Raw genomic sequence first — 26,456 nt, 5'->3', positions numbered from 1 at the left:
GTGGCCGTAGCCGCCTCGGCGTGAATCACGTGAATCGCGCGAAGTCTTGCGATTGCGCCTCGTGAAGTCCTCCAGCGACTAGCCTTCGACCAGCGGCGCGGTTTCGCCGACGAGATCGAGCAGAGCGTCAGAATCCTCGTCCACGCGCACGACATGGCCCTGAAGCCCGGCGCGGTGCAGCATCTGCATGGCGCGGCGCTTCTGCCGGGGCAGCACGAGTGTGACGACATCGCCATCCTGACCGGCGCGCGCGGTGCGGCCCGAGCGGTGCAGGAAGGACTTGGGGTCCTGCGGCGGGTCGAGCTGAGCGACCAGTTCGACGCCGCTGATATCCATGCCACGAGCAGCCACGTCGGTGGCGACCATCACGCGCACTTCGTCGGAGCTGAAGGCCTTGAGGTTGCGGTCGCGCTGCGATTGCGAAAGATTGCCGTGCAGTTCGGCGGTCGGAATGCCGCGCTCGATAAGCGATGCGGCGAGCTCCTCGGCCTGAATCTTGGTCTTGGTGAACAGGATGCGCTTGCCCATGCCGGAGGCGAGTTCGTTGATGATCTGCGGCTTGTCGGCGGCGCTCACCTGGAAGATGTGCTGAGTCATGGTCGAGACCTGCGCGGTGGCCGAATCGATTTCGTGCACCTTCGGGTCATTGAGGAAGCGGCGCACCAGCGTGTCGACGCCGTGGTCGAGCGTGGCGGAGAACAGCAGGCGCTGGCCGTTGGCCGGAGTCATGCCGAGCAGTTCGCTCACGTCGGGCAGGAAGCCCATGTCGGCCATCTCGTCGGCCTCGTCAAGCACGGTGATCGCTACGTCATCCAGCGTCAGGCGGCCCTGATCGATGAGGTCCTTGAGGCGGCCGGGGCAGGCCACGACGATGTCGACGCCGCGACGCAAATCGCGGGTCTGCACGCTTTGGCGCACGCCGCCGTAGATGGTGGTCGTGGTCAGGTTGCAGTCGCTGGCCAGCGGGCGCAGCACGTCGTTGATCTGGTTGGCGAGCTCGCGGGTCGGTGCCAGCACTAGGCCGCGCGGGCGGTTGGGCTGGGCGCGGCCTTCGAGGCGGGCGAGCAGCGGAATCGAGTAGGCGAGCGTCTTGCCTGAGCCAGTAGCTCCGCGGCCCAGGATGTCGCGGCCCTGCAGCGAATCAGGGAGCGTTTCGGCCTGAATGGGGAAAGCGGTGGTCTTGCCGTCGCGGGCCAGGCCCTTCACCAGAGTCGAGGGAACGCCCAGTTCGGCGAAGGTCGGCGCGTCGGAGTGCTGATCAGCGATGCTGTTGTCAGCATTGCTGGCATCGTTTGCGGCGTCGGCCATAGTGTTGGCAGCTTCAGCAGTGTTGGCGGACTCGACGGAAGCGTTGCTATCAGCGGAATCAGCGGTAAGCGTTGCTGCGGATGTCATATCGGTTGTGTCTGAATAAGACAAATGGGTACCTTTCGGGATGTGAAGAAAGTGTCTGCATAGGGTCTGCGCCGGTTGGCGCGCCTGATGAATCGCAAGTAAGTGAGCCGTGTACCTTATGGAATTCGCGATTCACTCCTGCGGCCTGTATGCAGCCGACTCATCGTCTATCCCGAAATACTTAAGCATTTTTCAGCGACGCCGGGGATCTTTCTTGTCCTTACCCCGGACTGTTGCAACACTATACGCGAGGGTCGCTACTTTCGGTTGCGGCGGACGATGCCGCGACGGCTAACGCCGGCTTGGCTGGTGCCTTCCTTATACTGAGGAACGATTGACGCGGGGCATGTGGATTGCGCGCATTCGGCGGCGCTACGGCGCTAGAATTCGGCGTTTAGGCAATGTGTCGATTCGGCACGGCGAATGCCGCATCGACACGGGCCGGCACTAGCCGCAATGCCCATGCTGCCCGCGTCGGCAACGCGAAGCACCGGAGGAAGCATGAACAAGGCCATCATCACCGTCGTCGGGCAGGACACCGTCGGCATCATCGCACGCGTGTGCACGTACCTGTCGCAGCATCGCGTCAATGTGCTCGACATCTCGCAGACCATCATCGACGGATTCTTCAACATGATGATGATTGTCGACTACGCCGATTCCGACAAGGAATTCGGCACCATCGTCACCGATCTGGACTCGCTGGGGGAGGAGATCGGTGTGCGCATCCGCTGCCAGCGCGAGGAGATCTTCACCAAGATGCATCGCGTCTGAGCCGGCTGAAAGGGAGAAGACCATGCTGAATATCATGGAGGTCCACGAGACCAACCAGATGATCGAGCAGGAGAAGCTCGATGTGCGCACGATTACGATGGGCATTTCGCTGCTCGATTGCGCGAGCGACGATGTGGACCAGCTGTGCGAGAACATCTATCGCAAGATCACCCGGCTCGCCAAGGATTTGGTAGCTACCGGCGAGGCCATCGAACGCGATTACGGCATACCGATCGTCAACAAGCGCATCACCGTCACGCCGATCTCGCTGGTCGGCGGCGGGGCGTGCAAGACGTCCGAAGATTTCGTCGCCATCGCCCACGCGCTTGACAGGGCGGCCAAAGAGGTCGGCGTCGATCTCATCGGCGGGTATACCGCGCTGGTGTCCAAATCGATGACCAAGGCCGACGAGCTGCTTATCCGCTCGCTGCCGCAGGCCTTGTCCGAAACCGACATCGTGTGCTCCTCGGTGAACGTCGGCTCGACGAAAACCGGCATCGATATGGATGCGGTCGAGCTGCTTGGGCATATCGTCAAGGACATCGCCTACGCGACCCGCGACACGGACAGCTACGGCTGCGTGAAATTCGTCGCCTTCTGCAACGCACCGGACGACAACCCCTTCATGGCGGGTGGATTCCACGGCGTGACCGAAGGCGACGCGGTCATCAACGTCGGCGTGTCGGGTCCGGGTGTGGTTTCGCGATCCTTGGACGCCGCCGTGGGCAAGGACTTCGAATTCCTGTGCGAGACAATCAAGCGCACCGCGTTCAAGATCACCCGCGTCGGCCAACTGGTCGCGCAAGAGGCGTCGCGCAGGCTCGGCGTGCCTTTCGGCATCATCGACCTTTCGCTCGCGCCGACTCCGGCAGTGGGCGATTCCGTGGGCGAAGTGCTTGAGAAGATCGGACTTGCTCAGGTCGGCGGCCCAGGCACCACAGCGGCGCTCGCCATGCTCAACGATCAGGTCAAAAAGGGCGGCATCATGGCCTCGTCGTATGTCGGCGGGCTTTCGGGCGCGTTCATCCCGGTCTCCGAAGACAAGAATATGATCGACGCCGCAGCGGCCGGCTGCCTCACCTTGGAGAAGCTCGAAGCGATGACCTGCGTGTGCTCGGTCGGTCTCGATATGATTGCGATTCCGGGCGACACGCCGGATTCGACCATCTCCGGCATCATCGCCGACGAAGCCGCCATCGGCATGGTCAACCAGAAGACGACCGCCGTGCGGCTCATTCCGGTGTACGGCAAAGGAGTGGGCGATATGGCCAACTTCGGCGGCCTGATGGGCTACGCGCCCATCATGCGTGTCAACACCTCATCGTGCGAGCCCTTCGTGACGCGCGGCGGGCGAATTCCTGCGCCAATCCATAGCTTTAAGAACTGAGCCTTGAAAACCTGAGTAGGCGCACCATTTTTGGTATGTGACTACTCAGGTTTCATATTTTCCCATGAAAATGCAAGCTGACGATTGCGTTACTCCCCGCCTTTAAATTCCAGCTGCCGCCACGCCTCGTAGAGGGCGATGGAGGCGCAGTTGGTCAGGTTGAGCGAGCGCAGGCTGGGGCGCATGGGCAGGCGGACCTGCTCGGCGACATGCGGGCCGGCCATGATGTCCATCGGGTCGGGGATATCGCCGGGTTCGGGGCCGAACAGCAGAATATCCGAAGGCTTGTAGTCGACTTCGGTGTACAGCTTCGTGGCATGGGCGGTGAAGGCGATGATGCGCGAGTTCGGCATCGACGTGACCAGATCGTCGAAATCCGGATGCAGCACCACATGCGCCATATCGTGGTAGTCGAGCCCGGCGCGGCGCAGCTTGGTGTCGTGCAGGTTGAAGCCCAGCGGCTCGACCAAGTGCAGAATGCTGCCGGTCACCGCGCACAGGCGGATCGCGGAGCCGGTATTGCCCGGGATGCGCGGCGAGTAGTAGCACAGGTGCGGCGTGACGGTTTCGGTCTCGCTGGCCTCGCGCGCGCTCATCATCGCGTCGACCACGCTGATCGGGTTGCCGTGCGCGTCGGTCACCAGCTCGTCCGGGCCGTAATTCGACTTGCGATACCCATACTCGTACATGCCGTCCACGCGCGACTCGGGGTCAGTTGTTTTCTTTACAGTCGTATTGTTCTGCGCGCTTTCGCCCATGTCACTGTCCTGATTCTCTAATTTCCTTCGTGATAATGCTTTGGCTGTGTGCGAATCGAACTGAGGCCGTAAACATCATCCATCACCATGCATGAATGAGCTTAGAACGGCCCGTACCCGGTGGTGAAGTGGGCGCTGGTGTATCCCGTGTGGAGCACAATGGTGGCCGTGCAGTATGCAGGGAACAATGCCGCGACGGCGGCTGACGACATGACCGATTCTGATCAGGCGATGAAGGAACTCATCGAAAATGAGCTGTTCGCGTGGTGGGATCGGAATGCGCGCGATTTGCCGTGGCGTTTCGGGCGGACGACGCCGTGGGGCGTGCTCATATCCGAGGTCATGAGCCAGCAGACGCAGATGAGTCGCGTGGTGCCGTATTGGCTCGCATGGATGGAGGTGTGGCCCGACGCGGCGTCATTGGCCGGCGCGAGCACGGCTGAGGTGATCACCGCGTGGGGGAGGCTCGGCTACCCGCGTCGTGCGCTGCGCTTGCAGGAATGCGCGCGCGTGGTCGCGCAGCAATACGATAACGAGCTGCCGCGCACATACGATGAGCTGCTTGCGCTGCCGGGAATCGGCGATTACACGGCCTCGGCGGTGATGAACTTCGCCTTCGGGGGCCGCATCGCGGTCATCGACACGAATATCCGCAGGGTGCTCTCCCGCGTGTTTCTGGGAGTGGAGTCGCATGGCGGTGCGGCGACGAAGCAGGAACGCGAGCTGGCAGAACGGGTGCTGCCTAAAGATGCCAAGGTCAGCGTGGTGTGGAACCAGTCCGTCATGGAGCTTGGCGCCACAGTCTGTACGGCTAAGAATCCGCTGTGCGAGCAGTGCCCGCTGGCCGATTCGTGCGCATTTCTTGCAGCGGGGCGTCCGGGGCTGGGGGAGCAGCGCACCCGGCCTCGCCAGCGCTTCCAAGGCACGAACCGACAGGTGCGCGGCATGATACTGAATGCCTTGCGCAGCCTTGGTACTGGGGATGCCTCAGATGAAGCGGCTGGGAAAAGAGCAAAGGAAATAACGAAGGAAACGACAGCGGAGGCGGGGAGTGCAGCAGTCACATCGCTGCCGCGCAATCAGGTCGAGGCGCTATGGGGCGACCATGTGCAGCTGGACTTGTGCATCGCTTCGCTGGATGAGGACGGCCTGATCGAGATTCTCCCTGACGGGTCGCTGCGGCTGCCGCAGTAGCTGCGCGGGCTCGCAGATTCGGTTCGTGTCTGCCGTAAGTCATCCCGGTTGGGCAGTCGGTTTAGACTCGTGGGTATGGCCAGTACACCGCATTCTCCCAACACGCGCAAATCCTCTACCGGACGCGGCGCATCGGGCGCATCGGGCACATCTGGCGGGCGTCAGCAGCGCGGCCAGCGCAGAAAACCAAGCAGGGAGCAGCAGCGGATCTTTCGCCGTCGGCGCATTGTGGCGGCTGTGGCCTTGGTACTGGTGCTTGCGTTCCTCGTGTTCTGCGTCTACAGCCTCGGCAGGGGGGTCGCGGCGGTTTCCGGCGTCATCCGGCATGACGATCTCACGGCGCTGACGCGCAATGAGGTTCCAGGCGTGAAGCAGACCAGTGGCGTCCACGATTGCACAGCCGGTGACGTGAAATTGGAATTGAGCGCACAGTCGCAGACCGTGCCGGTGGGCGGTTCTTTGGATTTCACGATGACGATCGCCTATGAGGGCACGAGCAGCTGCCTGATTGACGTGTCGAATGCTTCGCGGATCCTGACGATCACCTCGGGCAGCGACACGATATGGAGGTCGGACGCGTGCCCGGCCGACCCGCATAGGCTGCTTATGTCCAAGGGCGACAAGCGCGTAGACACGCTGACATGGAACACGGACAGCACGGGTTCGCAATGCGTCGACGACGCCAGCCTCCCCAGAGTCAATCCCGGGACGTATATGGCCAAACTGAGCCTGAAGAACGATGCCAAAGCAGTGAGCGATGCGGTGCCGGTTATCGTGCAGTAGAGGCGATAGTGCAGTAGGGTAGATACGGCAGTGCAGTAGGGATTACGCCCAGACACGCCAGCTTGCGCAACCAATTCCAGCGTGCTATGCTCTTGACTCTACGTGAAGTATGTCATATAGCGGGCATGCCAACAAGACAACGAGGCGCCCGCAGCTTAGGCATACGGCGGTTTGCGTTGTGCAGCTTATTAGTAGGGATATACGAGCTTGCACAGTGCGGCTGCATCCGGGCGTTTCGCTAGCCATACAGTGCTGATAGTAGCTACTTTAAGCAGCTGCACAGTGCTGATCCGTACAGCATCGATCGAACAGATCGTAACGAACAAGCGAGCGATAAGGAACGTCTTTTGGCTGACGAACAAGCTATGACGAATACCACAACAGTCAACGCACGCGCCGACGAGCAGGACATTGCACGACATCTGGCATCGGACCGCGTGAACTTCGGTTCCATCAAGGAACCTATCGATGTGCCCTACCTGCTGGGCGTGCAGACCGACAGCTTTGATTGGCTCATCGGCAACGAGCGTTGGAAGAAGCGCGTGGAGGAGGACGAGGCCAACGGCACCAACACCGTCCCTCACGCATCCGGCCTCGATGAGGTCTTCCAGGAGATCTCCCCGATTGAGAACTTCGCCCAGACCATGAGCCTGACCTTCTCCGACCCGTACTTCGAAGAGCCGCGCCACACGGTCCAGGAGTGCAAGGAGAAGGACTACACCTATTCGGCTCCGCTCTACGTCAACGCCGAATTCGAGAACGGCGACACCGGCGAGATCAAGAGCCAGACCGTCTTCATGGGCGACTTCCCGCTGCAGACCCCGCACGGCACCTTCATCATCGGCGGCACCGAGCGCGTCATCGTCTCGCAGCTCGTGCGCTCCCCGGGCGTCTACTTCGACCGCTCGCGCGACCGTACCTCCGACAAGGAGGTCTTCGGCGCGAAGATCATCCCGAGCCGTGGCGCATGGCTCGAATTCGAGATCGACAAGCGCGACGTGCTCGGCGTGCGCGTGGACCGCAGACGCAAGCAGTCGGCCATCGTCTTCCTCATGGCCATCGGCATGACCAAGGCCGAGATCGGCGCGTCCTTCAAGGACTACCCGCTGGTCATGGACGCCCTCGAAAAGGAGACGATCGAGACCCAGGACGACGCCCTGACCGATCTGTACCGCAAAATCCGCCCGGCCGACACCCCGACCCCCGACGCCGGACGCAACCTGCTGGACTCCTTCTACTTCAACACCAAGCGCTACGATCTGGCGCGCGTGGGCCGCTACAAGATCGACCGCAAGCTCGGCTTGGAGACAGACATCAATGACCGCAGCCTGAGCGTGGATGATATCATCGCCACGATCAAGTACCTCGTCTCCCTGCATGCCGGCGACAAGACCTTCCCTGGCAAGCGCAATGGCGAGGACGTGGAGCTGCGCGTCGATGTGGACGATATCGACCACTTCGGCAACCGCCGCATCCGTCAGGTCGGCGAGCTGATCGAGAACCAGCTGCGCACGGGTCTGAGCCGTATGGAGCGCGTCGTGCGCGAACGCATGACCACGCAGGACGCCGAGGCCATCACCCCGCAGTCGCTGATCAACATCCGCCCGGTGAACGCCACCATCAAGGAGTTCTTCGGCACCTCGCAGCTGAGCCAGTTCATGGATCAGAACAACCCGCTGTCCGGCGTGACCAACAAGCGCCGCCTCTCGGCCCTGGGCCCCGGCGGCCTGTCGCGCGACCGCGCCTCGATGGAGGTGCGCGATGTGCACCCCAGCCACTTCGGCCGCATGTGCCCGATCGAGTCCCCTGAAGGCCCGAACATCGGCCTGATCGGCTCGCTGGCTACCTTCGGCCGCGTCAACCCCTTCGGCTTCATCGAGACTCCGTACCGCAAGGTCGACAACGGCCACGTCACCAACGAGGTCGTCTACATGACCGCCGATCAGGAGGCCGAGCACGTCATCGCGCAGGCCAACCAGGAGATCGACGGCAAGGGCAACTTCGTGGCGAAGACCGCTCTTGTGCGAGACGCCGCCAGTGAGGCTGACGATGTCCCGATCGAAACGGTCGACTACATGGACGTCTCGCCGCGCCAGATGGTGTCGGTGGGCGCATCCCTGATTCCGTTCCTCGAGCATGACGAGGGCCACCGCGCGCTAATGGGCACCAACATGCAGCGTCAGGCCGTGCCGCTGGTCAAGTCCGAGCGTCCGCTGGTGGGCACCGGCTCCGAATGGCGTTCCGCCTACGATTCGGGCGACACCATCCTGGCTGAGAAGCCGGGCGTGGCTATCTACGTCTCCGCCGATATCATCCGCGTGATGAACGACGACGGCACGCAGTCCAGCTACAAGCTGGCCAAGTTCCAGCGCTCCAACCAGACCACCTGCTACAACCAGGTGCCGCTGGTCAAGGACGGCGAGCGCATCGAAAAGGGCACTGTGCTGGCCGACGGTCCGGCGACCGAAAAGGGCGAGATGGCGCTGGGCAAGAACCTGCTCGTCGCCTTCATGCCTTGGAACGGCTACAACTACGAGGACGCCGTGATCATCTCGCAGCGTCTCGTGCAGGACGACACCCTGAGCTCCATCCACATCGAAGAGTACGAAATCGACGCGCGTGAGACCAAGCTTGGCGCCGAGGAGATTACCCGCGACCTGCCGAATGTCGGCGAGGACGCGGTGGCGAACCTCGACGAGCGCGGCATCATCCGCATCGGTGCCGAAGTCGAGGCCGGCGATATCCTCGTGGGCAAGGTCACGCCGAAGGGCGAGACCGAGCTGACCCCGGAGGAGCGTCTGCTGCGCGCCATTTTCGGCGAGAAGAGCCGCGAGGTGCGTGACACTTCGCTGCGCGTGCCCCACGGCGAAACCGGCACGGTGATCTCGGTCAAGGAGGTCACGCGCGAGGACGCCGAGGAGGACGGCGACGAGCTGCCGAACGGCGTGAACCAGATGATTCGCGTCTACATCGCCCAGCATCGCAAGATCACGGTGGGCGACAAGCTCTCCGGCCGCCACGGCAACAAGGGCTGCATCTCGCGCATCCTGCCCGAAGAGGACATGCCCTTCCTTGAGGACGGCACTCCGATCGACATCATGCTCAACCCCTTGGGCGTGCCTTCGCGTATGAACCTGGGCCAGGTGCTCGAGCTGCATTTGGGCTGGATCGCCCATGCTGGCTGGGACATTTCGCTCGACCCCGATATGGAAGCCGAATGGAAGAAGTTCGTGCCCAACGGCGCTGAAAAGGGCGAGCCGGGCACTCCGGTCGCCACTCCGGTGTTCGACGGCGTGCGTCCCGATACGCTGCGCGGCCTGCTCTCGACCACCTTGGCCGACCGCGATGGCGACCGCCTCGTGCGCGACAGCGGCAAGGCCGTGCTCTTCGACGGCCGCACCGGCGAGCCCTTCCCCAAGCCGATCTCGGTTGGCTACATGTACATGCTCAAGCTGCACCACCTCGTGGACGACAAGATTCATGCCCGCTCCACCGGTCCGTACTCGATGATCACCCAGCAACCGCTGGGCGGCAAGGCCCAGTTCGGCGGCCAGCGCTTCGGCGAGATGGAGGTGTGGGCCCTCGAAGCCTACGGCGCCGCCTACACGCTGCATGAGATGATGACCACCAAGTCCGATGACGTCGACGGCCGCGTGCGCGCCTACGGCTCCATCGTGAAGGGCGAGAACCTGCCGCCGGCAGGCATCCCGGAGTCCTTCAAGGTGCTCCTGAAGGAGATGCAGTCGCTTTCGCTCAACGTCGAAGTGCTCAACGCCGAAGGCGTGGCGATCGACATGAGCGATGAGGACGATGATGACATCGTGTCCTCCTCCGAGGATCTCGGCTTCAACATCGGCGCCAGGCCCGACGCCTCCGCCAAGGAGGAGCAGGCCGCGCCAGAGCCCGAATACCGCTGATAGGCGACTAACGCAGTACTAGACAACCGAGACAACACAGATTTATAAACGCGCAGTGCAGTATTGATAAACGCGCAGTATTTATGAACGTAGAGACAGGACATAAGAGTGCAGGACGTCAACGCATTTGACAAAATGAGAATCGGACTGGCCACCACCGAGGACATCCACAAGTGGAGCTATGGCGAGGTCAAGAAGCCCGAGACGATCAACTACCGTACCTTGAAGCCGGAGAAGGACGGCCTCTTCGGCGAGCAGATCTTCGGGCCGACCCGCGACTGGGAGTGCGCCTGCGGCAAGTACAAGCGCGTGCGCTTCAAGGGCATCGTGTGCGAACGCTGCGGTGTGGAAGTCACCCGCTCTCGCGTGCGCCGCGAGCGCATGGGCCACATCGAGCTGGCAGCTCCGGTCACGCATATCTGGTTCTTCAAGGGCGTGCCGAGCCGTTTGGGATATCTGCTCGACATCGCGCCGAAGGATCTGGAGAAGGTCATCTACTTCGCGGCCTACATGGTCACCAAGGTCGACGAGGAGCAGCGCCATCAGGATTTGCCTGACCTGCAGGACGAATTCGACACCGAAATCGCGAACCTGCTCAGGCGTCGCGACAACGAGATCGAAACCCGCGCCCAGAAGGTCGAGTCCGATCTGGCGGCGCTCGAAGCCGACGGCGAGGCCAAGGGCAGCGCGAAGTCCAAGCTGCGCAACGGCGCCGAGCGCGATATGGCGTCCATCCGCCAGCGCTACGACGAGCAGGTGCAGCGGCTGAACGCGGTCTTCGATCGTTTCAAGGCGCTTAAAGCTGGCGATATGGAAGGCGACGTCGACCTGTGGCGTGAGATGGAGGATCGCTACGGCGACTACTTCGAGGGCTGCATGGGTGCTGAGGCCATCAAGAAGCGTCTGCAGGACTTCGATCTGGAAGCCGCTTCCAAGGAGCTGCGCGAAGAGATCGCAACCGGCTCCGGCCAGCGCAAGGCCCGCGCCTTGAAGCGCCTCAAGGTCGTCAACGCCTTCCTGACCACCGGCAACAAGCCTGAGGCCATGGTGCTTGAGGCCATCCCGGTCATCCCGCCCGAACTGCGCCCTATGGTGCAGCTGGACGGCGGCCGTTTCGCTACCTCGGATCTCAATGATCTGTACCGTCGCGTCATCAACCGCAACAACCGCTTGAAGCGACTCATCGAGCTGGGCGCGCCTGAGATCATGCTCAACAACGAGAAGCGCATGCTGCAGGAGGCCGTCGACTCGCTGTTCGACAACGGCCGCCGCGGCCGCCCGGTCACCGGCGCTTCGAACCGCCCGCTCAAGTCCTTGTCCGATATGCTCAAGGGCAAGCAGGGCCGCTTCCGCCAGAACCTGCTGGGCAAGCGCGTGGACTACTCCGGCCGTTCCGTGATTGTGGTCGGCCCCTCACTGCGCATGCACCAGTGCGGTCTGCCCAAGCCGATGGCGCTGGAGCTGTTCAAGCCCTTCGTCATCAAGCGCCTTGTGGACCTCAACTATGCGCAGAACATGAAGAGCGCCAAGCGACTGGTCGACCGCGGCGACGCCGAGGTGTGGGGCGTGCTCGAAGAGGTCATCTCCGAGCATCCCGTGCTGCTCAACCGCGCTCCTACGCTGCACCGCTTGGGAATTCAGGCCTTCGAGCCGATTCTGGTCGAAGGCAAGGCCATCCACCTGCCGCCGCTCGCCTGCGCCGCGTTCAACGCGGACTTCGACGGCGACCAGATGGCAGTCCATCTGCCGCTGAGCGTCGAAGCGCAGGCCGAGGCCCGCTCGCTGATGATGGCCTCCGACAACATTCTGAAGCCGGCTGACGGTCACACCGTGACCATGCCGTCGCAGGATATGATTCTGGGTCTGTACTATCTGTCCACTGTCGTGGACGGTGCCAAGGGCCAGGGCCGCGTGTTCTCCTCGCTTGAAGAGACGATCATGGCCGTGGATCGTGGCGATATCGACACGCAGGCCAAGGTGCTCATCCGACTGCCGAAGGACTTTGTGCTCTCCAAAGACTGGGAGCCCGCTGAGCTCAAGGTCGTCGACCCCGAGCCGGGCAGCCCGGACGTGGTCAAGGAGGAGCGCTTCAAGGACGGCTCCGTGCTGTTCGCGACGTCCTACGGCCGCATCCTGTTCAACGAGACGCTGCCGACCGACTATCCCTTCGTCAACGAGCAGGTGGCCAAGGGCAGGCTTTCCAGGATCGTCGACGAGATCGCGACGCGCTACTCCACCGAGCAGGTGGCCGCGACCCTTGATGCGCTCAAGGATCTGGGCTTCACCCGGGCCCCGTGGTCCGGCGTCACCATGTCCTTCTCCGACATCGTCGATCCTCCGGAAGGCGACGCGATCATCGCCGACTACGAGGGTCAGGCCGACAAGGTCAACTCGCAGTACGACATGGGCCTGCTGACCGAGGAGGAGCGCCGCCAGGAGCTCATCAACCTGTGGACCGAATGCACCGACAAGGTCGCCAACGCCATGCGCGACAACTTCCATGATGACAACAACGTGAACATCATGGTGCAGTCCGGGGCGCGCGGCAACTGGATGCAGATTCGCCAGATCGCCGGCATGCGAGGCCTTGTGGCCAACCCGAAGGGCGAGATCATCCCCCGACCGGTCAAGTCGAACTACCGCGAGGGCCTGTCTGTGCTCGAGTACTTCATCTCGCAGCACGGCGCGCGCAAGGGTCTGGCCGACACCGCACTGCGTACCGCGGAATCGGGCTACCTGACCCGTCGACTCGTCGACGTGGCCCAGGAGGTCATCGTGCGCGAGGAGGATTGCGGCACCAAGCGTGGGCTGGCGATGAAAGTCGCCGAACGCGACGAGGACGGCAATCTCGTGCTCGTCAAGGCGGCTGACGGCGGTCCTTACTCCCGTCTGCTTTCCGCTGACGTGATCGACCCGGCCGACGGCACGACCGTGCTCTACAAGCGCGACGACGGCCTTTCGATGGATGTGCTGCGCGATCTCGTGGCGCATGGCGTCGAAGAGGTCAAGGTACGCTCTGTGCTCACCTGCGAGTCCAAGCGCGGCGTGTGCGCCAAGTGCTATGGCTGGTCGCTGGCCACCAGCAAGCTGGTGGATGTCGGCGAGGCCGTCGGCATCGTCGCGGCACAGTCCATCGGCGAGCCAGGCACGCAGCTGACCCTGCGTTCCTTCCACTCCGGCGGCGTGGCTTCGGCGTCCGATATCACTCAGGGTCTTCCCCGTGTCACCGAGCTCTTCGAGGCGCGTACGCCTAAGGGCGAGGCGCCGATCGTCGAATTCCCGGGCACCATCAAGGTGGAGGACACCGATCGCGGCCGTCAGGTCACGCTGACTCCGGACGATACGAGCATCGAGCCGATCACCTACCCGGTGACCCGTCGCGCGCCGATGCTGGTCAAGGACGGCGATCACGTCGAGTCCGGCACGCAGCTCATCGAGGGTTCTGTGGATCCCAAGAAGATCCTGCGCATCCTCGGACCCCGTGCTGCCCAGGTCAACATCGTGGAAGAGGTGCACAACGTGTACCGCTCCCAAGGCGTGGACATCCACGACAAGCACATCGAGGTCATCGTGCACCAGATGCTGCGCCGCGTCACCGTCATCGACTCCGGCGACACCGTGCTGCTGCCCGGCGAGCTGGTCGACCAGGCGCGCTTCCGCGAGGCCAATATCGCCGCGGTCAAGAACGGCGGCAAGCCTGCCGTCGGCCGCCCCGAGCTCATGGGCATCACGAAGGCTTCGCTGGCCACCGACTCGTGGCTGTCCGCCGCCTCCTTCCAGGAGACGACGCGCGTGCTCACCGAAGCTGCGCTTGGTCAGCGTGAGGACGAGCTCAAGGGTCTCAAGGAGAACGTCATCATCGGCAAGCTCATTCCGGCCGGCACCGGTCTGGCCCGCTACCGCAACGCAGTCGTGGAGCCCGACAAGGCCATCCGCGACACCATCTACCCGAACTTCGGGCTGGGCGGCGACGAGCTGGGCAGCGGCTACTCCGATTCCGAGGCGAGCGATGTGGACTTCTCCAACATCGACTTCGGCGATCTGAAGCTCGGCGACGACTTCAACCCCGATGACTTCCTCGACGATCAGGGTGGCCAGGGCGACTTGGATATGTAAGGATTACAGGGCTGCGGATTGTAAGGATTGCAGGTTGTAGGGATACAGAGCAGGGCTGTGGATTGTAGCTTGTGGTTTTGGCTGGTTGCGGTTTGCGAGCCTTGAGCTTAAGCTATGGGCCTTGAGCTGTGGTCTGGTTGAGCTGTGGTCCTTGAGTGTGGTCTTGACCTACGGATTGTGATCTGTGGGTCTTGTATTCAGCGAGTGCGCTGTGACGATATACGCGGATGCGTATGCGCCACAGCGCACTTTGCGTTTGTGGACGCTTCCGGGTTTGCGGGTGCTTCCGGATTGACTGTGTGCATCGGAAGGTTAGCCGCGTGCGCAATCGTCGCAGACGCGGCTGCTGGCGCAGCATTGCGGCACGGAGACGATCGGCGTCCCGCCAGCAGGTTTGAGCGGTGTGCTCAGCTGTTGGCTGATTGGAGAAGGTAGCCCGGTCGGCCTGCTCGCAGAGCCGCATCAGCAGTGGCTTGTCGATGCCGGGGATTCCGGCTGCGATGGCTGCTGCCTGCATGCGGCGTGTGCAGACAGGGCGGGCGCACGCAAGTTGGGTTCGAGCAGACTGCATCCCGCTTCGCTTGACCAGCAAGCATACCGATTCCCAGGCGGATTCGACGCGCCTGCTAGGCGGGCCGCGACGACGCAACCGAGCCAGTTGCCGTGCGTTCGTCAGCATAAGCGACATGCCAAGCAGCAGCGCGAACCACAGCGGAAGGCTGTACAGGGCCAAGCGAGCTGCGATGCGTTGCACGGCGCGCAGAGCCGAATCCGGTTTCGGTCGCTCGGCATCGCGGCCTCCCGTAGCTGAGTCGATATGCTCGGGTCGGTCGTCGTAGAGCGGATCGGCCAGCGGTGGCGGAGGCTGTCGGCGCAGCGTCTGCGGGTCGGGCGGCGTAGCCATGATGTCGTCATTCGGTATCTTGGTTTTTTCGGGTGTCGGATGGAAGGCAACCCAGCCCAGGCCGGACAGTTCAACCTCCACCCACGCCTCGATATCGTTACCGGTGAAGGATTGCTCGCGATTGCCCGGCGGATTACTCTTCGTTGGCGCAAAACCCAACACCACGCGCGATCGAAGACCAAGCTCCCGTGCCATCAACGCCATAGCCGAAGCATATTGCTCGCTGTCGCCGACCATTGCCGGGCCTGACAGCAGCAGATTGATGCGGTAGCTTCCGTGCCCAGCCGGAGAGGGATAATCCCCGCCTAGGCCATGCGAGAACCAGCCGCCTTCGCGCAGGCCGCGCGCCAGTGCGTGCGCAGCCTTTCCGCCAGTGCTGCCGCCCGCCATCGAGCGTGCCACAGCGCCCACGGAATCGGGAACGTGTTCGGATTGCGGCAGAGAATGTCTTGTTTCGGGCGTTTGCGCCGCGTCGATGCGTGCCTCGGAGACGTTAGGTGACGCCGTTGCGGACACAGTGTAGCGCGTGCCGGCTCGGATGGGCTCGGGAAGCAGCGCGGTGTGGGTGCTGCGGTTGTAATACACGGATTGCGCAGGCTGAGTGCTGTTTTCTGCGCCCAAGGAGTCGTGTGCGTCGTCATGTGCGCTATCTGAATCATGTGAACCACCTGAACTATGGGAAACGGCTGGACCATGCGAGACTGCTGCGTTTGGCGTGTCTGGGCGCATGATGATATTCGTGGCGGCCCCTGCGCTCGGCAGCCAACGATCTGGCAGATTGGCCTTGACGAGAAAAGTCGCGTCGAAGTGCGGTCCTTGCCGCTGATCATCGTCAGCGGTCGTGCCGATGAGGCGGAAATCCGATGAGCTGCCGGTAGCGTTTGCATCCGACAGATTCCAGACATTGCCGTCAAAACGGTCCATAACCGCCAGCCGTATCGGCGTGTGCGGCGCAAGCCCGCGCACGGTGAGCAGCACGTCGTCCTTATGGTTCGTGATATACCAGCGCATGCCGCTGAGCGGGCTGGTCTGATTAAGCGCATCGATGGGCGGCTCGTAGTGATCGCGACCGATGAGCCGTTCGCGTGGCAGTGCGAGACAGGCCGTAGCTGCGATGGCACTGGCGCATAGGCAGGAGATGGCAATCGTAGACCAATCGCGACTAGCCCATGTGCGGTTCCGCCAGGAAAGCCACAGCACGAGTATGACGGCAATGGCGGCTCCGCGCACGATGACCGTGGGATTGTCACCGCCATTTGCGCTGGTGCCGAGATACGCCGCAGCAGCGAGGTTCACACCGACGGGGATGGAGGCCAGCACTGCGCGATGACGCTTGAAAGATACTGCTGCGATTGCAGCGAGGAAAGCGCACCACAGCATGGGCGTCCACAGTGCCATAAGACTCTGTGCCATAAGACTCTGCGCCGCAATATTCTGCGCCATGCGGTCGCCTTCGTCAATCCCTATAGGCACGGGAAGCACCAGCACGTATTTGAATGAGCCGATGGTGGATGTGAGTCCTTTTGCGATGGTCTGCCATGTTGGGATAATCCCGAATGCGGTCGTATAGCGCAGGGCAATCGTCGGGCCGATGACGCATTGCCCGGCCAACAGCGTGGGTATGCTCCACAGCGCCCGCGCGCCGGTGCTGGAAGCGAGCAGCCCGGCGAATGCGCCAATCAGCGCTGCGGGAAGCGCAACGCTGAGCCAAAGTGTCAACGAGCCGTAGACGGTGACCAAGCTGGATGAGGCCAGAAGATTGACCATGATGACGACGCCGAGATTGATTGCATGCCGCTGATATACGCGCCCTTGCGCACGCGCGTGCGCAAGGGCGTCGGCTCTGCTTGCAAGTCCCTCCAGCTTGCTTGCGCTGCCATGCAGTGGAGCATGGCTGTCGACCGGCAGCAGCAGACTGCACGGGTCCGCATTCTGCTCTGCTTGCAACCAGGCGCTCGCGTCGCTGCTGCGATGGCGCTTCGATTGCGTATGAGTGTGCGTATGCGCATGAGTATGAATGCCGGTTGCTGAAACTGACGTTACTCGCTGTGAATATATCTGAGTTGCCGTGGTCATAGCGCACCTCCTGCCGTGGCAAGCTCATGCAGATTGCCGAAGCGCGCCAACGTGAAACCATGCAGATGTTTGAGCTGCATGGCGGCACCAACATCGGCTTGCAACACTACAACGCGCGCATGCGTATGAAGCGCGAGGGATGCGCGTCGTATGGCGGCCACATCGGCAAGCGAGCCGACTGCGAGATACCGTACCGAGGCCTGTGATTGATACAGCGCTGCCTTTGCGCAATCCTGCGGGTGCCAGGCATTCTGGTGCTGGATGCCCGTATGCTGGGCGTCCGGCTCAAGCGTGCTGCACCAGTCAAGCAGCGTCGTAGCGTCTGGCGCAGATTGACATGACGCTCCGCTGCAGACAGTCAATGCATCGCCATTGCGCAGGCAGCGCGAGCCCACCGAGGCACCAAGCGAGATGGCGAGCTCGAATTCCTCGCGGCTGCGATAGTCGCTCGAGTCGAGATCGATGCTCAAAGCACTGCCGGTGCGCAGCGTGGATTCGTACTGCCGGGTCATCAGATCATCTGATTTCGAAGAACTCAGCCAATGGACGTTACGGATGTCATCGCCGGGAGCATATGGCCGTAAGCCGTGGAAGTCGAGATCGTCGTCCACGATGCCGCCGTGCGCGCGTCCTTCCATATCGCGTACGATTCCCGCCGCTCGCATGCCAAGGTCGACGGTTGACGGATGTACGTACAAGGTCACCGGCTCGGCCAGTGCGTCGCGTCGGCGCATCAGGGCGAAGGGGTCGCCGGTGCGGGTCGTGAACGGTCCGATTCGGATTGCCGCCCTGCCTGCAGCCTGATATGCGCGCGTGATGCGTTCGCTGCGTTGCGCTCCCAGCGTGGGAATGCTCACACTCGCATGGGATTGTCCAATTGCCAGGAATCCATGCAGGGCGGGAATCGGCAAGGTTCCAGGGTTGCGCGCAGCAAGCGTTATGGTGACTTGGTCGCGCACTCCGACGCGAGGTCGGTCGAGAGCTATGCGCATGTCGATATCAGGGCTTTTCGTCGAGAACCATGCGGCGAACACCAGCAGCGTCAGTATCGTTACGCCGCATGCCAGCAATTCGTGCCATCCGGTAAGCGGGAATGCAAGCAGGCATGTTGCGCAGATCGCGACCATAATCCATCCCAAAGTTGAGAGGCGTACCGAGGCGAGCTGAGCGAGCCGAGTGAGTCGGATGGTTCTGATGAACGCGGCAACGACGGTGAATCTGGCGAAACCAGTGGGTTCGGCGGGGTCGGCAACATGGCCGAAACCGCTGCTGGGAGAGGCGCTGCTGTGCAGCCGCTGGGCACGATTGCGCAGTTGCCGGGCACGATTGCGCAGTTGCCGGACATGACTGTGCAACCGCCAAGCATGACTGTGCAGGTGTCGGACATGGCCGCGCAGTTGCTTACCGAGCCCCACGATGATGGCGGAGATGCCAGCGTATGCTGCGGAAACCGGCGCAAATAGTGTTCGCGCACGTCGCGTAGCCGTCTTCGGCTGCCTTGCGCGTTGTCGCGAAAATGAGGAATCCGACATTGTTCTCGCCTCGTTTCATTGGTATTCGTTCGGCAGCGCCAGCGTATTGGCGGTGTCGGCGCAGTAGTGATGTCATGGTGCTGGCGTTGTCAGCGCAGGGACGGGAACCTGATCGAGAATCTCCTCGATGATTCGCTCGATGCCGATTGAGGCGAAAGAAGTCTCGGGCGTAGGCGTGAGTCGGTGGGGGAGCACGAAGGGGACAAGCTCGCGTACATCGTCAGGTATGACGTATGCTCGCCCCTGCGAAGCGGCCCAGACTTGGGCGCATCGGGTCAACGCGAGGCCGCCCCGCAGCGATGAGCCGATTGCCAGACGCTCATCCTGACGCGTCGCCTCAACTAAGCGCATGATGTATGCGAGAATGCGGTCGTCAATGTGAACCTGCTGGGCGACGTTACGCAGCTCAAGGATGTCGCCGCCCGTGAGCACCGGTGATATCAGCTGCGAGCGGTCACGGATGTGGCTTTGCCTGAGCAGTTTCACGCTGACATCATGGCCGGGGTACCCGAGCGAAGTTCTGATGAGGAAACGGTCCATCTCCGCCTGCGGCAGCATATAGGTGCCGAGGTGATCGCTCGGATTTTGCGTGGCGATGACGATGAATGGGTCAGGTGCCTGATGCGCGGTTCCATCGACGGTGATCTGGCGTTCCTCCATCACTTCAAGCAGCGCCGATTGCGTCTTGGGCGAGGCCCGGTTGATTTCGTCGGCGAGTACGACAGATGCGAATACCGGGCCCTTGCGGAAGACGAAGGAGCCTGTTTTTCGCTCGTAATAGGTCACGCCAATCACATCCGAAGGCAGCAGATCGGCTGTGAACTGGATGCGATGGCAAGTGGTGTGGATGGCTTGTGCCAACGCGCGGGCCAGCTGTGTCTTCCCGGTGCCGGGGTTGTCTTCAAGCAGGATATGGCCGCCTGCGAGCAAGGCTGTGGCACAGAGCCTGACGACCATCGCCTTGCCGGCAAGAACCCGTGAAACCGTTCTCGTCAGCGTCGCGAAACGTTGTTCGAAGCGCGCGATATCAGCGTTGAAGCCTTCGACGTTGCAGGGCGAATCGTCTTCGAGTCGGATTGGCGCGCCGATAAGACCGGGCTTGCCGACGTCACGGGCTTGACGCTGTTCAGAATGTGGTGCGGCAAGCGGTTCCCATGCCGTGCTCTTGTTGGATGCCACGTTCTTGTCGGATACCATGTTGTCGTCAGTTTCGTCAGCGGAAGCTGTTTTGCTTGACAGCATTGTTCGGCTTGACACTGTCCTGTCTGACAACGCGGTCTCGTCTGACAGCATGGCGTCCGGCTGTGCGGTGTTTGACGGTGCAGTGTTCGACAATACCGTTTCGTCAGGAAGCCGTGCAGAGGGCGTGTGCGCGCCCTCGTGCTTGGGGGCGGTGCCCAAGCGTATGACGCTGCCCAAGCGTGTCCGCAAGTTGTTGCTGCTCATGATTGCCTCCTTTGATCATGGGAGTGCGGCGGTTCGTGTGTTGCCAAAAGCGTGGGATGAGCGGGTCCGAAATGAACGGGTGCGGGACGTTCAAACTCGAGGCGAAAGGGCACGAAGCGAAAGAGCGCGGGATAAGAGAGTGCAAGATGGGGGAGAGCAGAAGGTGCGGATGAACGCAGTAGTATCGGCGAATGTTCATCGAACGCCGAGGGAATAGGGGAACCCAGCGGTTTGCGAATGCCCTGAACGCTTTGTGGCTGGCTTGACGCATGCAGTCCATCCTCTCCGGCAGACGATGTCACTACGATGCTCCACGTGTATGCACTCGCATCAGGCAGATTCGAGACATCGATTTCCGTCATGCCCGGCTGCCAGGGATATTCCCGCCGCACAGCTCCGGCGGTGACGGCAAGGCGTATCGAAGCCGGCTGTCCCCAGGTCTCGACGCTGCCTTCGGTGACGGTAAGACGGCCGTGGCCTTGCCCCGCCCACATGACGATCGGCGGCGTGATAACAGCCGGGACTTGGTATTGGTAGTCGTTGCGCGCGCTCGATGCCGGGCCGCTGCGCCCATTGAGCGTCTGCACGACCTCGGCCAGCGCGCATCGCTGCCAAGGTTCAAGCGCGAATACGGCAGACTCCTCCGATTCGTCGGCGCGTACGGTTCCCAGTCCTGAAACGGTGACGATGAAGCCGTCGTGCTCGCCCTGATTCCGCCATGTGACTGTGCACTGCTTTCCCTGCCCATGCAACGACACGTCTCGGGGCGCAAGCAAGGCGTATTGCGGCGTTATCGATGCCGAAGCCGTGGATTGCGCAGCGCCAGACTTGCCTGGGTGCAGCACGGCGGTGACTGTGAAAGGTTTCCAGAACTGTTGTCTGGTGATGCCCAGATGCATGATCGATGCTCCGCAGCCTGTCTTGCCTGATCCGTCACCTTCAAGGGTTATGGCGGAGCAGCCGGCGTTATGCTGGTTGCGTGGACTTACGGCGGCAATGATTGCGTCGCCCTCCTGCTCAAGCGCGATACTGGGTGGGTCAGGATCCGACCAGACGTATGCCTGCGGGCTAGCGGGGCTTGGAGCGCCTTGTCCGATGCGACTTCGGGCAACGACAGTGGCCGAGAATGCCGCACCGTCGCCCGTAGCATCATGCTCGACGCTGAATGTGATTGGCGATGCCGTGCCTGTGGCGGTTTTGCGCCATCCGTTGGAGCCGCTCAACGTCACTATGTATGCCTCGGGCGCGCTGCCCTCGTAAGCAGGCGCTTCCCAGTGCACAGTGGCCTGACGGTATCCGGCTTCCACGCGAACATTGCGCGGAGTACTTGGCGCTCTGTCCGGTTTCGCGGTGACAGGGGCCGAAAGGCCGGACCAGCCGGCGTCGTTCAAGGCCTGCACGCGAAACGCATATTCCTTGCCGTTCGTCAGGCCGTCTATACGGCACACAGTGACCGCTCCGCATGACAGGGAGCCTGCATCCCACAGGACGCGATAGTCGCTGATGGCGCTGCCATTCGCATTCGCTGCGGACCAGCGCAAGGTGACTGACGAGTCGGCTGCCTGCGCCGAAGCGGAGGACAGTTTCGGCGGATCGGGTCGCCCGATCGTCGAAATCGTGATGATGGCGCTCACCTGACGTTCCTTCGACCGCGTGGCATCCTGCACATTGACTGTCAGCGTGCGGCTCGCGGCGGTGATTGCGGCGGAAGCGCTGATGCGCAGCCGGCCATTCGCAGCGCAGTCGACGCGTAATTCCTCGTCTTCGGGAACGCATTTCATCACAGTCAGCGGCGTATCAGGGAACGGGTTGTACGCACCGTCAAGCAGGTCCATGCTGGCGCTCGAGCCTGCCGTGATACGCAGCTGACGATCGGGAACCTGTGCCAGCGCGCGTCGTGAGGCGACCACCAATGCGCTCACTCCGGTTTTCATTGTGCCGCCGGGGTAGTCGATGGAAACCGGGATGACGACTCTTGCGCCTATCGGAGCCGCTGGCCGTGCGCGCACCGTAAGTCTGCCTTTCGACGACACAGCGGCGTCGAGCGCCGGAGACTTCACGCCGCCCGAGAAGCTGTAGGGTATGCCGGCATCGCCATGCGGCTGCATCAGCGCGTTGAGTTCGATTGCACGCTCGCCGTCTCCTGCGGCTATCTCCACAGTAGGTGCGGCGAAGACCGGTGGATTGGCGGAATCGGCGAGGATGGTGATTGGCAAGGTCAGCGTCGCGGTATTCGCACCATGCGTGGATTTTGGCTCCTTGGATTCAGCTGATTTGGCAGAGACACCGCCGTCCGTTGCACTGAAGGTGATGGATGCCGGTCCATAGTAGCCATCGACTGCGGTGAAGCGCAGCGTCTGTGCATCGGCACGCAGATCGTCGTTGGCGTTTTTGGTGGCGCTGACCGGGCTGGTGGCGTCAATGGATACGTTTTTGCCGGCACCGACGCGCACATGATCGGCGATGGCGATGGTCAGCGTCTCGCCGGCGTGCACGGTGAGCGGCGGGGCCTTGGGGCGCAGCTCCGGCGGGAACATGCCGCATGCGGGCACATGGATGAAGGCCGTGGAACTGAGATTGTGCACGGTGTTCGTCACCCGATACGGCACGATGCGGGCACGGGGAGTCAACTCAATCGTGATGATACGAGGCAGCGTTGCATGTTCAGACGCTTTGACGTTGGCGCTGCTGCTGTCGAGCGTATCGATGCGCAGCTCGCTATAGGAACCGGAAGGATTCGCGATCAGCGCGGCGGCATCGACCTCCACTGTGCGTTTGCCGACCGTCGCCGAGGCAGGAACGCGGTAGTCGCGGGCGACAGGCGGTTCCCAAGGAGCCGTAGCATCAACGCGTATCGTCAGCGTCGCAGTGTCGCTTAACCCGGCATCATCCATGACTGTATAGACGATGTATGCTGTTCCGTCGCGTTCAGGAGCCGTGAAGGAGATAGAGTCTCCTGCAGCCGTTGCGTCGCTGACGCCTTGCAGCACAAGATCAGCCGAGACGACGAGCCTCTTGCCAGCCGAAGAAAGATCATTGTCGGTGACTGGCACGGTGGCACGGACTCCTGGGCGCATGATGATTTCGTCATCACGTGCATGCACTCGCCGTTCCCCGGGCGTGCGGGTTATGCCGACCCGTATCCTCGCCTGCGCGCGCTGACCGGTCCAGTCTTCTACGGCATAGGAGAAGGAATCCGTGCCCGAGGAATCGGGGTAAGCCTCATAGGTCATGGACGTAGCGTCGACCCGGGTTATGCGGCCTAAGTGAGGCGCGTCATTGCCCAGTCCCAGCAGCATATCGTCATCGCCATCCTCATCGATGCCGCTGAGTGGTATCTCGATGGGTACCGCCTGGCCGGCAGCGACGTGAGCCTGGACGTCTTTCGGCTTCGGCGCGGCCTTGGACTGCGCGTCTGAGGCGTGGACCTGCCATGTGATCGTGCCCGAAGCGGCGTTGCCATGCCGGTCATGAATCGTGTACGTCGCCGTGTGAGTCCCGGCCCGTGACGGGGCCAGATACTGTATGCGCCTATCGGAGACGGCAGGAATCCCGGCGAAATCCTTCTGGTCATGGCGCAGCAACTTTTCGAGTGTGAACTCCCCGGAGGGAATGCTGACATAATCGCGGATATCCGCTGAAACCGTTCCCTCGGTACGCACGCTGAGGCTGATATCAGCGGCGTTCGGCATCGCGGTATTTGGCGCGCGTGCGGGAGGATGCAAGGTGATGGTGCCAGGGGAATCGCCAGCGGCGTTGGATGCCGTATAGATGATTTCGACGGTGCGTGAAATGGCTTGCTGCGCCTTGACATATACGCGACGGTGATCGACAAGCGTGACAGTGACGCCCGTTGACGGCTCGGCATGCACTGAGCTTGCTGCAAGCACGCCGCCCATAGGGTCGATATCGTTCAGCAGCGGCTCGATGATCGCATTGCCGTCTGCGCCCAGAACCGCAGTATCGTTGACCGCCACGGGCTTGATGCCGTCCTGGCCACCAACAGGCACGACTTCGATGCGCGCCAGTCCCACAGATTTGATGTCGCCCTGCGCCATCGTGAAGGCCATATGATACGTGCCGACCTTATCCGCCGTGAAGTGCAGCGACGACGCCGTGCTGCCGCGCGCTATGCGCGTATGGTCCGGAGTGTCGAAGGACGCGAGCGTGGGCTCCTGCATCGAAGTCCTGTGAATATAGGGGCGCAGATCAATGGTTGCGGCGACGTTGACGATGGTGGATACGGTGCAGGCGTCCGCGAATGCAGCCACAGTGTTCGCCGGGCGCACCAGGAAGTGGATGAGCCCCAAGGCGGTATGCGTGCCATCTGATACACCGACTTCCACACTGACGCGACCTGTGGGCGACGATCCGGCATCGAGGGTCAGCAGGCCGTCGGGCCGTACGCGAGCCAAGGCTTCGCTGCTATTGCGCACCTGCGCTGAGACCAGCGTCAACGCATCGCCTTCCTTGTCGTCGAACGCTGCCACGGCATTCGTGGTGAATGTCGCGCCCTGTTCGACATCGTGCTGCGGAACTGGGCCTGCCTGCTGCGGCGGACTGTTCGCCGAGTCGCCTACGATTTCGATAGTGACCGTAGCCGAGGAAGTCTGTCCTCTGCCGTCGTCGATGGTGTAGTCGAAGGTGGCGCTGCCAGGCGGCCCGGTGCCTGCATCCACAAGAACGGAACGCCCGGAATCAACGATCGAGACTCGGATGGGGGAGCCGCGTGACGGCGACAGCGCAGTGATGCGCAGTACTGAACAGTCGCTCTGCTCATCGTTGGCCAGAACAGTGATGACGCGGCGTTTCCCTGCGCGCACGCCGAAGCGGTCTGCTACAGCAGTGATCGCGCCGGATTGCTCGGCGCAGGAGTCCGCGAACGTCGACGCGTCGCTCGGGGCCGTTTCACTGGCGTCGATATTGTCGATATGCTCATTTGCTGCCGTGCTCCATTGGACGGAGATGCGTTCGACGCCGTTCTCGGGATTCCATAGGCCTCCGCTGCCCACATCATTGAGTATCGCCATGCGGTGATTGACTCGGAAACGCAACTCGGAGGTCTCGCTTATGCCTTCAAGCGTGCTGATGCTCGGTTTCGTGGAGCTTGCAGTGCACAGTCGCAGATAGTTGCGTTCAGGGCGTGCCCATGCGGCGTGGACACAGCCGCCGACCGAAACCGGCTGGGCTGGTTCGCCCGGCCCTGTGAACGGTATGCGTTCGGCGTGCTGACGGCCTGATTTCAGCGCAATCGTGAGCAGCGCATCGTCGCCTGCGGCAGCGAGCCATCCATGTTGACGCTCGTCGCTGGGCGCGGCCTGAAGCTTGAGCGGGCCGCGCGCCTTGGTGTCGCTGCCGCCATCAGGCCATGCCAGACGACCGCCGTATGATGCGACCGGCACGCCGTCGACCACAGTGAAATCGTCCGCCTGCTGCGCCTTGCCCTGAGACAACGACCCGAGCTGCTTCACCTGTCTTGCGTTGGATTTGCGTATGGACATCACCATGCCATCGCTTCGCCGGAGCCCATAGACTGCCCCGTCGTGGTCCACGGCGATGCGCCCTCCCGCGCCCAGACGCATATTCGGCGTCCGCGTCAGCTGGATGTCCTGTGGTCTGCTTGCCTGACCCACCCATACGCGGCCGGATGCAGGATCAAGCACAGCCAGGGTTTCGCCGCCTATTAGCGTGACCGCCGTCTGCGCAATGTCTGTGTCGGAGCGTTTCAGAGTCACCGAATCAATGCCGCTGAGCCGCCGGCCTTCGTACAGCACAGTGCTGCTGCCATGCTGCGCCACGTCGAATGCGGCGGTCGCGGTGTGCACCGTGGCGTTGGCTTCGGACGTGCGTACGTTGAACCGGGCCGCTGCGCGCCGGTCGGACGAGGTCACCCAGATGGTGCCGTCGTCCAGTTGCACATGCTGGCGTGTCGCCGAATTCATGATTAGGGCGAGCACGACTATGCCGATTGGCATCATGATGGCAACGCCGATGCTCATCCATCGGCTGCGTGGACTGCCGTGCGAGGTCAGGGCCATGCGCCGCAGCACCTCGTAGGCACGGGCCAAGCGATGCGTATGCCTTGTCGGTGGTTTCATGGGTGGCCTCCTTTAGCGGTAGCCGTTGGTGTGTATGGGATCGCATGGCTGCTGGCTTCGCAGATCATGACCCTGC

Annotated in this window: 11 protein-coding genes and 1 pseudogene; 6 read left to right on the top strand and 6 right to left on the bottom strand. The window is 62.3% G+C overall.

Annotated elements, in window-relative coordinates; translation table 11 throughout:
* Window positions 1–96: 96 nt before the first annotated feature.
* Window positions 97–1,308 (bottom strand): annotated as a pseudogene (locus tag LKK40_RS01800) (DEAD/DEAH box helicase); the annotation flags it as partial.
* A gap of 588 nt (window positions 1,309–1,896) precedes the next feature.
* On the opposite strand from LKK40_RS01800, the gene LKK40_RS01795 reads away from it, so the two are divergent.
* Both LKK40_RS01795 and LKK40_RS01790 read left to right on the top strand, forming a co-directional pair.
* On the top strand, window positions 1,897–2,169 hold the full coding sequence (locus LKK40_RS01795) for an ACT domain-containing protein (protein ID WP_024462676.1): 273 nt from the start codon (window positions 1,897–1,899) through the stop codon (window positions 2,167–2,169).
* 22 nt (window positions 2,170–2,191) lie between these two features.
* A complete protein-coding gene (locus LKK40_RS01790) occupies window positions 2,192–3,556 on the top strand; it encodes a PFL family protein (protein WP_273328273.1) in 1,365 nt (454 codons plus the stop codon).
* Window positions 3,557–3,645: 89 nt separating this feature from the next.
* Here the strand turns inward: LKK40_RS01790 and LKK40_RS01785 are convergent, their stop codons facing one another.
* The gene (locus tag LKK40_RS01785; RefSeq protein ID WP_304308681.1) at window positions 3,646–4,314 is read right to left on the bottom strand and encodes a tRNA (cytidine(34)-2'-O)-methyltransferase; all 669 of its coding nucleotides are present in this window, start codon (window positions 4,312–4,314) and stop codon (window positions 3,646–3,648) included.
* Window positions 4,315–4,524: 210 nt separating this feature from the next.
* Between LKK40_RS01785 and LKK40_RS01780 the strand changes: the two genes are divergently transcribed.
* The 4 genes from LKK40_RS01780 to LKK40_RS01765 all read left to right on the top strand — a co-directional run bounded on the left by LKK40_RS01780 (window position 4,525) and on the right by LKK40_RS01765 (window position 14,324).
* Window positions 4,525–5,508, top strand: coding sequence for an A/G-specific adenine glycosylase (locus tag LKK40_RS01780; protein WP_434735022.1), 984 nt, complete (start codon window positions 4,525–4,527; stop codon window positions 5,506–5,508).
* 75 nt (window positions 5,509–5,583) lie between these two features.
* A complete protein-coding gene (locus tag LKK40_RS01775; RefSeq protein ID WP_304308679.1) occupies window positions 5,584–6,291 on the top strand; it encodes a hypothetical protein in 708 nt (235 codons plus the stop codon).
* A 365-nt stretch (window positions 6,292–6,656) separates the two neighbouring features.
* Window positions 6,657–10,208 carry a DNA-directed RNA polymerase subunit beta gene (gene rpoB, locus LKK40_RS01770; RefSeq protein WP_304308678.1) on the top strand — a complete coding sequence of 1,184 codons (3,552 nt, stop codon included), beginning with the start codon at window positions 6,657–6,659 and terminating at the stop codon, window positions 10,206–10,208.
* A 108-nt stretch (window positions 10,209–10,316) separates the two neighbouring features.
* A complete protein-coding gene (locus LKK40_RS01765) occupies window positions 10,317–14,324 on the top strand; it encodes a DNA-directed RNA polymerase subunit beta' (RefSeq protein WP_304308677.1) in 4,008 nt (1,335 codons plus the stop codon).
* A gap of 112 nt (window positions 14,325–14,436) precedes the next feature.
* Here LKK40_RS01765 and LKK40_RS01760 read toward each other — a convergent pair whose 3' ends face one another.
* The 4 genes from LKK40_RS01760 to LKK40_RS01745 all read right to left on the bottom strand — a co-directional run bounded on the left by LKK40_RS01760 (window position 14,437) and on the right by LKK40_RS01745 (window position 26,380).
* Window positions 14,437–17,304 (bottom strand): transglutaminase-like domain-containing protein, encoded by a 2,868-nt coding sequence (locus tag LKK40_RS01760; protein ID WP_304308675.1) that lies wholly within the window; start codon window positions 17,302–17,304, stop codon window positions 14,437–14,439.
* Window positions 17,301–18,659 (bottom strand): DUF58 domain-containing protein, encoded by a 1,359-nt coding sequence (locus tag LKK40_RS01755; protein ID WP_304308673.1) that lies wholly within the window; start codon window positions 18,657–18,659, stop codon window positions 17,301–17,303. The genes LKK40_RS01760 and LKK40_RS01755 overlap by 4 nt, the downstream gene beginning before the upstream one ends.
* A gap of 249 nt (window positions 18,660–18,908) precedes the next feature.
* Entirely contained in the window at window positions 18,909–20,282 is a 1,374-nt protein-coding gene (locus tag LKK40_RS01750; RefSeq protein ID WP_304308672.1) for an AAA family ATPase, read from the bottom strand.
* Window positions 20,279–26,380 carry an Ig-like domain-containing protein gene (locus LKK40_RS01745; RefSeq protein WP_304308670.1) on the bottom strand — a complete coding sequence of 2,034 codons (6,102 nt, stop codon included), beginning with the start codon at window positions 26,378–26,380 and terminating at the stop codon, window positions 20,279–20,281. Before LKK40_RS01745 ends, LKK40_RS01750 begins: the two co-directional genes overlap by 4 nt.
* Window positions 26,381–26,456 lie beyond the last annotated feature (76 nt).

The sequence above is a fragment of the Bifidobacterium tibiigranuli genome, assembly GCF_022655035.1.
GTDB classification, from domain to species: Bacteria; Actinomycetota; Actinomycetes; order Actinomycetales; family Bifidobacteriaceae; genus Bifidobacterium; species Bifidobacterium tibiigranuli_A.
This window is presented reverse-complemented; position numbering and strand designations above follow the sequence as displayed.